The sequence below is a fragment of the Bradyrhizobium sp. DOA1 genome (assembly GCF_001593325.1).
GTDB lineage: Bacteria > Pseudomonadota > Alphaproteobacteria > Rhizobiales > Xanthobacteraceae > Bradyrhizobium.
The window spans coordinates 2856947-2866755 of sequence record NZ_JXJM01000001.1; the positions used below are offsets into that span (position 1 = coordinate 2856947).

General features: G+C 64.5%; 7 protein-coding genes. 3 read left to right on the plus strand and 4 right to left on the minus strand.

Annotated elements, in window-relative coordinates:
- Positions 1 to 8: 8 nt before the first annotated feature.
- The 4 genes from SE91_RS13575 to gltX form a co-directional block, all read right to left on the minus strand.
- Positions 9 to 1295, minus strand: coding sequence for an ABC transporter substrate-binding protein (locus SE91_RS13575; protein WP_060736181.1), 1287 nt, complete (start codon positions 1293 to 1295; stop codon positions 9 to 11).
- A gap of 73 nt (positions 1296 to 1368) precedes the next feature.
- Positions 1369 to 2547: an ROK family transcriptional regulator gene (locus tag SE91_RS13580; RefSeq protein ID WP_197489463.1), complete on the minus strand. Its 1179-nt coding sequence runs from the start codon at positions 2545 to 2547 to the stop codon at positions 1369 to 1371.
- Between the two features lie 179 nt (positions 2548 to 2726).
- Entirely contained in the window at positions 2727 to 4031 is a 1305-nt protein-coding gene (gltA, locus tag SE91_RS13585) for a citrate synthase (RefSeq protein ID WP_008547451.1), read from the minus strand.
- A gap of 146 nt (positions 4032 to 4177) precedes the next feature.
- Complete coding sequence (gene gltX / locus SE91_RS13590; protein WP_061847939.1) at positions 4178 to 5605, minus strand: glutamate--tRNA ligase; 1428 nt, start codon at positions 5603 to 5605, stop codon at positions 4178 to 4180.
- Positions 5606 to 5761: 156 nt separating this feature from the next.
- Here gltX and SE91_RS13595 point away from each other — a divergent pair, with 156 nt between their 5' ends.
- The 3 genes from SE91_RS13595 to SE91_RS13605 form a co-directional block, all read left to right on the plus strand.
- Positions 5762 to 7438: a glutamine--tRNA ligase/YqeY domain fusion protein gene (locus SE91_RS13595; RefSeq protein ID WP_061847940.1), complete on the plus strand. Its 1677-nt coding sequence runs from the start codon at positions 5762 to 5764 to the stop codon at positions 7436 to 7438.
- Between the two features lie 9 nt (positions 7439 to 7447).
- A complete protein-coding gene (locus SE91_RS13600; RefSeq protein WP_061847941.1) occupies positions 7448 to 7834 on the plus strand; it encodes a YybH family protein in 387 nt (128 codons plus the stop codon).
- Between the two features lie 172 nt (positions 7835 to 8006).
- On the plus strand, positions 8007 to 9809 hold a 1803-nt coding region (locus SE91_RS13605), incomplete at its 3' end, for a ComEC/Rec2 family competence protein (RefSeq protein WP_061847942.1).

Consider the following 9809-nt stretch of genomic DNA (forward strand, 5'->3'; position numbering starts at 1 on the left):
AACATCGCTCAACGCGCGCCCTCGACGGCCTCGGCAAGACGTGTTGCGGCCTGCTCGGGTTTGATCGACTTGTTCTTCACGTACTCCGTGATCACGTCGATCATCGCTGCTGTCATGCCGTTTTCCTGCGCCATGTTGTGGGCCATGCTGAGGACGGCCTGGTTGCTGGCAATGGCGTCCTTCAGGGCCTTTGCAGTCGTTCGCTGCCCCTCGGACCAGCCTTCGCCGGACAGGTCAACATCGGTGCGCACGGGGATCGATCCCGTGATCTGCGAATACATGGTCTGGATCGCCGGATCCATGACGAGCTGGGCCATCAAGGTCTGGCCGGCTTGCAGGTCAGGCTCCTTGCGCTGCCAGAAGATGAAGGCATCGGCATTCAGCAGGAAGACCGGCTTGCTGTTGTCGCTCGGGCCCGGCGCGATGACGAAGTCCTCAAACTTGAAACCGGCATTGCGCAACACGCCCTGGGCCCAGCCGCCCATGATCATCATGCCCATGTCGCCGTCGACGAAGCGCTTCAGGTTGGTCGAAAAGTGTTGCGCGCCGACGTTGGGATCCATCCAGTCGGCGATCTTCCGCACCTGTGCGAAGGCGGCTTTGATCTCGGGTCCCTTCAACGCTTTCTCGTCAAGGTTCATGATGGCGGCGCGATAGGCGGCGGGACTGATGCCGGCGAGAGCAGCCTCGAATTTTTGCCCGTCGTCGGGACGGGTACCGCCGTTGGCGATGGGATGGTTGACGCCACCCGATTTCATCTTCTCGGCGAGATCATTGAAGTCTGCCCAGGTGACGGGGACCTTGTCAGCCTTGGCCTTGTCCATCGCGCGCTTGGATAGGAACAGCATGTTGGTGCTGTAGATCTGCAGCGGCAATGCGATCCATTTGCCTGCAGGCTTGTGCAATTTTGCAAGATCGGGAGCGACGACCTTTTCGTAACCGGCGGCAGCGACCACGGCGTCGAGATCGACGGTCGGGGCGATCTTCGACCAGGCTGCAATCTCCGGACCCTTGAGCTGGGAGCAGGCCGGCGGATCGCCGGCCATGATCTGCGCGCGCAGCTTGTTCATCATCTCGGTGGTGAAGCCGGGGACGGGCGAGTGCTGCCAGACACCGCCCTTCTCCTCGAACTTCTTGCCGAGCGCCGTGATGGCCGCCCCGTCGCTGCCGGCCGACCATTGCGAGATCGCCGTCAGGCGCGGCTTGGCCGCGCCTTGCGCACGGGCAAAGGCCGGCAGCGCGAGCGTGGCAACGGATCCAGCGAGCAGACGGCGCCTTGTTGTCGTAATCGGCATGGCAGTTCCTCCCGGTGTGAAGTTCTTGCGTGTTCTTGACGCGGCGCGTTGATGCCGCACGGCTCAGGACATGTCAGGCGGCCTCCGTCGAGCTGGCGGGCATGCCGCCGCGGCTGGCGAGGCAAAACGCGGCGAAGGCAAGCGCTGCCTGCGGATCGTTCCCGGTCGAGGGCGGCACGAAGTCGATGGAGACTTGCGCCAATGTCCGGCCCCCCAGGAGGCAGGCGTCGATCCCCTCGATCACGGCGTTGCGATCGTCGTCGGCGAGAAGCGATGGCCAGCCGCTGATGGCGACGCCACCGCATGGCTTCACGTTCAGCGTGTTGCCGATCGCAAGGCCGAGTCGGAAAAGCCGCCGCCGCAACTCCTGGCGCGTGCGCATGGACAGCGGGACCGCGTGCACCCATTCGCTGCCGAGCTGAAGCAGCTCTGCTTCCGAGATGTCGAGAAGCTCGGCCAAGGCGGGGAGCGAGGTGTAGGCCTCGACGCAGCCATCATGACCGCAGCGGCAGCGCGGTCCCTCCGGTCCAAAGACCATGTGGCCCAATTCCACCGGTTGGAGGGCATCGGCCTCGGTCGGATCATCCATCCAGGCGCCGGCAACGCCATGGCTGACGAAGACGAACAGATGCGTGCCGCTGAATGGATAGTTCTGCGTGCGGCAGCGATGGAAGGTCGCGTGCGCCACGACCGAATTGGTGAATTCCAGCGGCACGCCGGCAAACATCTCGCCGATCATGCCGCCGATGCGGGCGACGTCGCAGGGAATGATCGGATTGCCTGCTGCCGTCAACCGGCCAAGGCCCGGGATGGAGACGCCGATCTGTGCGAGCGTGATGCGGCGGCGGCGTGTCCAGTCGCGCAGCAACGTCATCGCCTCGCGGAACGCGCGGCCCACGGTCTCGACGGTCGGCGTCTTCGGCAACGGCAGTCGCTCGGTGTAGTGCAGTTCGCCCGAGAAATTGCCGACGCCGACACTGAGCCATTGCGCCGTCAGCTCGAGGGCTGCGAGCGCCACCGTACTATCGAGCGACACGAGGCCCGTCGGGCCGCCGACGTAAGGGGCAGGGCGCCGCACTTCCTCGATCAGCCCTTCAGCTTTCAGGTCGAACAGGATGCGCGACAGGCTCGCCTCGGACAGGCGCACGGCCTTTGCCAGCGGCGGCCGGAACGAGCCGCCGGACTGGAGCAAATGAGTCAAAATGGCAGCGCGCGTCTGCCGCCGACTTCTCGGCTGCTCCGGCATTTCCATCCCTGTCGTCATTCTTACTTAGTGTAAGAATTTGCGCGCGGAGCATTTGGACTGTCAAGCGATTACCCGTCGAGTGCGCCGACTTGTTGTTGTGCGCGGCAGCAAGACGAGCATCCGTCCGCAAACAAAAACGGCGCCATCTTGCGATGGCGCCGTTTTGTCGGACCTATCGTCCGAACTTACTTGCGATCGTTGATCGGCACATAGTCGCGCTTGGCGACGCCGGTGTAGAGCTGGCGCGGACGGCCGATCTTCTGCTGCGGATCCTCGATCATCTCGCTCCACTGGCTGATCCAGCCGACGGTGCGGGCGACCGCGAACAGCACGGTGAACATCGAGACCGGGAAGCCCATCGCCTTCAGCGTAATGCCCGAATAGAAGTCGACGTTCGGGTAGAGCTTGCGGTCGATGAAGTACTGATCGCTGAGCGCGATCTTCTCGAGCTCCAGCGCGACCTTCAGCATCGGATCGTCGCCATGGCCGGTCTCCTTGAGCACGGCGTGACACATCTTCTGCATGATCTTGGCGCGCGGATCGTAGTTCTTGTAGACGCGGTGCCCGAAGCCCATCAGGCGGACTTCGGAATTCTTGTCCTTCACCTTGGCGATGAATTCGGGGATCTTGTCGACCGTGCCGATGCCGTAGAGCATGTTGAGCGCGGCTTCGTTGGCGCCGCCATGCGCCGGGCCCCAGAGGCAGGCGATGCCCGCTGCGATGCAGGCGAACGGGTTGGCGCCGGAGGAGCCGGCGATGCGCACCGTCGAGGTCGAGGCGTTCTGCTCGTGATCGGCGTGCAGGATGAAGATCTTCTCCAGCGCGTCGGCGAGCACCGGGCTGACCTTATAGTCCTCGCAGGGCACCGCGAAGCACATGTTCAGGAAGTTCTCGGCAAAGCCCAGCGAGTTCTTCGGGTAGATGAAGGGCTGGCCGACCGTGTACTTGTAGGCCATCGCCGCCAAGGTCGGGATCTTCGCAATCATGCGCATGGAAGCGATCATGCGCTGCTTCGGATCGTTGATGTCCGTCGAGTCGTGATAGAAGGCGGCGAGCGCGCCGACGGCCGCAACCATGATCGCCATCGGATGGGCGTCGCGGCGGAAGCCCTGGAAGAAGCGGGCCATCTGCTCGTGCACCATCGTGTGATGGGTCACGCGATGGTCGAAATCCTTCTTCTGCGCGGCGGTCGGCAGATTCCCGTAGAGCAGGAGATAGCAGGTCTCCAGGAAGTCGCCGTGCTCGGCGAGCTGCTCGATCGGGTAGCCGCGATATTCCAGGACGCCCGCATCACCGTCGATATAGGTGATCTTGGACTGGCAGCTCGCAGTCGAGGTGAAGCCCGGATCGTAGGTGAACAGGCCGGACTGGCCGTAGAGCTTGCCGATATCGATGACATCAGGCCCGACGCTGCCGCTGAGGATCGGAAGATCGTAGTTCTTGTTTCCGACCGTCAGTGTGGCGGTCTTGTTGCTTGGTTTTGCGTCCATCGTAGGTCCCCGATGTGTGGTGAAACGGGCCGGAGCCGGAGGCCCCTGGGAAGATCATGGGGGCAGGCCGGATGTTCCAGAATGTACGGGGGAGATGGGTATATTATTGCTGTGTGCGCTGCAAGATCATGGCAGCCATGGCCTACTTACGTCGTAGACTGATCTTTAAGCCGGGTGAGGCTCTCCTGGCGTCCGAGGACGTCCAAAACCTCAAATATACCAGGCGATGTCGTCCGTCCGGTCAGCGCGGCCCGCAAGGGTTGGGCGACCGCGCCGAGCTTGAGACTATTTTCCTCGGCGAAGGCGCGCAGCGCAGCCTCCGTGCTGGCGCCGCTCCAGGTCTCGACTTTCTCCAGCGCGGAATGAAGCTGGCCGATCAGCTTGCGGTTCTCTGCTGTCAGCAGCGCCTGCGCCTTGGCATCGAGCTGCAGCGGCCGGTCGGCGAAGATGAAATAGGCGCCGTCGATCAGCTCGATCAGCGTCTTGGCGCGCTCCTTCAGGGCCGGCATGGCCTTGAGCAACTGCGCTCGCGTGGTGTCGTTCAGCTTGGCCTTGATCTCGTCGCGGGCAGGCACGACGTGGTCGAGCACATCCTCGAACATCTTCACGAGTGATTGATCGTCGGCGTTGCGGATGTAGTGACCGTTGAGGTTCTCCAGCTTGGCGAAATCGAACCGCGCTGCGGCCCGGCCGACGCTTGCGAGGTCGAACGCCGCGATCATCTCCTCGGTCGAGAAGATCTCCTGGTCGCCATGGCTCCAGCCGAGCCGGACCAGATAATTGCGCAGCGCCGCCGGCAGGTATCCCATGGCGCGATAAGCATCGACGCCCAGTGCGCCATGGCGCTTCGAAAGCTTCGAGCCATCCGGACCGTGGATGAGGGGGATGTGGGACATGCTCGGCAGCGCCCAGCCCATCGCATCATAGATCTGCTTCTGGCGGGCGGCGTTGATCAGATGGTCGTCGCCGCGGATGACGTGGGTGACGCCCATGTCGTGGTCGTCGACCACCACCGCGAGCATGTAGGTCGGGTTGCCATCGCCGCGTAACAGCACGAGGTCGTCGAGGTTCTCGTTCTGCCAGACGACGCGGCCCTGGACCTGGTCCTCGATCACGGTCTCGCCGGTCTGGGGCGCGCGCAGGCGGATCGTCGGCTTGACGTCGCCTGGCGCCGTGGCCGGGTCGCGGTCGCGCCACATGCCGTCATAGAGGCGGGTGCGGCCTTCGGCGCGAGCCTTCTCGCGCATGGCGGCGAGCTCCTCGGCGGTGGCGTAGCAGCGATAGGCCTTGCCCTCGGCGAGCAGCTGCTCGGCGACCTCGCGGTGGCGGGCGGCGCGGGCGAACTGGTAGATGACCTCGCCGTCCCAGCCGAGCTCCAGCCATTTGAGCCCGTCGAGGATGGCGCCGATCGCGGCCTCGGTGGAGCGCTCCCGGTCGGTGTCCTCGATCCGCAGCAGCATCTTGCCGCCGTGCTTCTTCGCATAGAGCCAGTTGAACAGCGCCGTGCGGGCGCCCCCGATATGGAGGAAGCCGGTCGGCGAGGGGGCAAAGCGGGTGACGACGGAATCGGTCATTCTTGGCAGGGCCTATGCATTGGAGGCGGTGGTGTATAGCAGGACCGGGGCATAACTAAAGCCTCCGGCGGCGGATCTGGCAGGCCTTGCTTAGCCCTTGGCTCAGCCACGCGAATTTGGCAGAAGGTCCGCTGATTTCCCTACAGGATTTTCGTAATGACAGAACCGGTGGCAGCTGAGGTTGGGCGCGATTTCATTCGTGACATCATCCAGGCCGACCTCGAGCAGGGCAAGTACAAGGAAATCGTGACCCGGTTCCCGCCGGAGCCGAACGGCTATCTGCATATCGGCCACGCCAAGTCGATCGCGCTCAATTTCGGCATCGCGCAGGAGTTTCCGGGCCGCTGCCATCTGCGCTTCGACGACACCAACCCGGTCAAGGAAGAGCAGGAATATATCGATTCCATCCAGGCCGACGTGCGCTGGCTCGGCTTCGACTGGGGCAAAAACCTGTTCTTCGCCTCGGACTATTTCGATCGCCTGTACGAATGGGCGGAGCAACTGATCCGCGACGGGCTCGCCTATGTGGACGATCAGACCCAGGAGGAGATCCGCCTCTCGCGCGGCACGCTGACCGAGCCCGGCAGGAACTCGCCCTTCCGCGATCGCGCGGTGGAGGAGAACCTGGACCTGTTCCGCCGCATGAAGGCCGGTGAATTCCCGAACGGCGCGCGCGTGTTGCGGGCCAAGATCGACATGGCCGCGGGCAACATCAATCTGCGCGATCCCGTGCTGTATCGGATCCTGCATGCGCATCATCCGCGCACCGGCACCAAATGGAGCATTTATCCGAGCTACGACTACGCGCATGGCCAGTCGGACGCGATCGAAGGCATCACGCATTCGATCTGCACGCTGGAGTTCGAGGATCACCGGCCGCTCTATGACTGGTTCATCGAGAAGTTGCCGGTGCCGTCCGAACCGCATCAGTACGAATTCGCGCGGCTGAACCTGACCTACACGCTGCTGTCGAAGCGTGTGCTGACCCAGCTCGTCCGCGACGGCCATGTCGCGGGCTGGGACGATCCGCGCATGCCGACCGTGGCGGGGATGCGCCGCCGTGGCGTGCCGCCGGCTGCGCTGCGCGAATTCGTCAAGCGCATCGGTGTGGCCAAGGCCAACAGCGTGGTCGACGTCGGCATGCTGGAGTTCTGTATTCGCGAGGAGCTGAACCGCAAGGCGCAGCGGCGCATGGCCGTGTTGAAGCCGCTGAAAGTGGTGATCGAGAACTATCCGGAAGGGCAGACCGAGGAGCTCGAGGCGATCAATCATCCTGATGATCCCTCGGCCGGCACGCGCAAGATCACGTTCGGCCGCGAGCTCTATATCGAGCAGGACGACTTCCTGGAGAACCCGCCGAAGAAGTTCTTCCGCCTGTCGCCTGGCAACGAGGTGCGGCTGCGCTATGCCTATTTCGTCAAGTGCACCGGCGTGATCAAGAACGACGCGGGTGAGGTGGTGGAGCTGCGCTGCACCTACGACCCCGCAACCAAGGGCGGCAACGCGCCCGATGGCCGCAAGGTCAAGGCGACCATGCACTGGCTGCCGGCGGCGGCTTCCAAAGCGGCGGAGATCCGTATCTACAACCAGCTGTTCTCCAATCCAAGCCCGGACGCTTCGAACTTTGCGGCCGATCTCAATCCGAACTCGCTCGAGATCCTGTCCGACGCGCGGATCGAGGCTTCCGTTGCGGAGAGCAATTCCACCGAGCCGATGCAGTTCGAGCGCCAGGGCTATTTCGTGCGCGACAAGGACTCGACGCCGGGCAAACCGGTGTTCTCGCGGACGATCGGCTTGCGCGACACGTTCGCCAAGGAAGTCGCCAAGGGCTAGGGGACAGCAATGAGCAGCGAAGCCGACAACATCGTTTCAGCCATCATCGCGAAATGGTGCGCCGGCTTCGCAATGCTCGACGCTGCGGCGCTGTCGTCGCTGTATTCGAAGAACGCGTTCTTCTTCGGCTCCAATCCCAAGCTCTATCGGGGCCGGGACGGCGTTGCCGATTACTTCAACGGCCTGCCGCGCTGGCGCAAGCCGAGCGCGACCTTCTCCGAGGTGTACGCAGCGCAAGCAGGCCCTGATCTGATCAACATGGGCGCCACCATCACGTTCGATCTTGCCGGCGAACGTCCCGATCTGGTCGTCAAGATGAGCTGGGTCATCACCCGCGAGGACGGCGAGTGGAAAATCGTCAATCACCACGCCTCGTCGAAGGCGCCGCTGATCTGACGCGAGACGATACGACATCGTCATTCGGACTGTCGGCCAAGGCTTCGGTGGCCTTGCCCAGAGTCAAAGTAAAGTAGGGCGCTGCACCGACTGTTCCTGATCCGTACCCTATTCGCACATCCGCACGGTCCGGTAGCCTCTGCACCTGTCGCGTATCGTAAGGTGCAGGGGAATGGCGGAGCCGGTCCGGCCAATACGCTCCCAGGGAGTTGCCGGGACGTGGCCGCTCGGCCGCGCCACGCCGGCTGGCGGCCTTGCACCTGTTGGCTTTGGCCTCTGGCCCGCGATCGTCGAGACATTGCGCGGCTGGGCGCGCGCGGAAGCCGGTCCGGGGCGCCTGCTGCCGTGGGTGCCCGTCGCCTTCGGGGGCGGCATCGCGCTCTATTTCGCCGCCGATCATGAGCCGGTGCTCTGGGTCGTCGCGGCGACGGCTGCCGCGCTCATGTTCGGCGCGGTGCTGCTCCGGCGCAGCCGGCTGTTCGCCCCCGCGATCATGATCGCAGCGCTCGCTGCCGGCTTTGCCATCGCGACCTGGAAGACGGCGCGCGTTGCTCATCCCGTGCTGGCCAAGCCGCTCTATTCGGTGTCGCTCTCGGGTTTCGTGGAAGCACGCGACATCCGCGAGCGCACGGACCGTTTCGTGCTGCGCGTCAGCGCGATGGAGGCGCAGCGCAGCGACGTCAAGCTGGAGCGCGTGCGTCTGTCGGTGCGCAAGGGGACGGCGCCGGAAGTCGGCAGCTTCGTGCAGCTGAAGGCGCGGCTGATGCCGCCGATCTCGCCGGTGCGGCCCGGCAGCTACGACTTCTCCCGGGACATGTATTTTCAAGGCATCGGCGCCTCCGGCTTCGTGATGGGAACGATCGCGGCGTCGGTGCCGCCGGAGGCCGGCGGCTTGCGGCTGCGCTATGCCGCGTTCATGCAGGGCCTGCGCGATGCGATCGACGCACGCATCCGCGCGACGCTCAAGGGCGACAATCGCGCGATCGCAACGGCACTGCTCACCGGACGGCGCGATGCCATCAGCGCCCCCGTCAACGACGCTATGTTCGTCTCGGGGCTCGGCCATGTACTGTCGATCTCCGGCTACCACATGGCCGTCGTCGCCGGTGTCGTGTTCTTCGCGGTGCGGGCGCTGCTGGCGCTGATCCCGGGTCTGGCGGCGGGCTTCGCCATCAAGAAATGGTCGGCGGCCGCCGCGCTGGTCGCGGCTGCGTTCTATTTGCTGCTGTCAGGCGCAGAAGTCGCGACGCAACGCTCGTTCTTCATGACGGCGGTTGTGCTGATCGCGGTCATGGTCGATCGCCGCGCCATCACCTTCCGCACGCTGGCGGTGGCGGCGCTGATCGTGCTCGCGGTCGCGCCCGAAGCGCTGGTGCATCCGAGTTTTCAAATGTCATTTGCGGCAACGCTCGGGCTCGTCGCGCTGGTGCAGATCGGCATGCCGAACCTGTTCGCCTCGCCCGAACATTCGGCAACGGCGCGTGTCGCGCTGTGGGGCGGCCGCGAGATCGCGATGCTGTTCCTGGCCTCGCTGATCGCGGGGCTCGCGACGACGCCCTATGCTGCCTTCCACTTCCATCGTGTCACGCCTTACGGCGTGCTCGCCAATCTCGGCGCGATGCCGGTGGTCTCGGCACTGGTGATGCCGGCGGGGCTGCTGGGACTGATTGCAGCGCCCTTCGGGCTCGACGGCGTGTTCTGGTGGCTGATGGGGATCGGTATCGACTGGATGGTCGCGGTGTCGCGCTGGGTGGCGGCTCTGCCGGGCGCAGTCGGCCGCATTCCAGCTTTCGGCATCGCGCCGTTGATGGCGGCAAGCCTCGGCATCATCATGATGGGGCTGTTGCGAACGCCCTTGCGCTGGTCCGGTGGCCTGGTGCTGCTGGTGTCCCTCGCCTGGGGCCTGTCGGTGCGCCAGCCCGATATCCTGATTGCCGGGGACGGCACGAGCGTCGCGGTGCGGGGCAAGGACGGG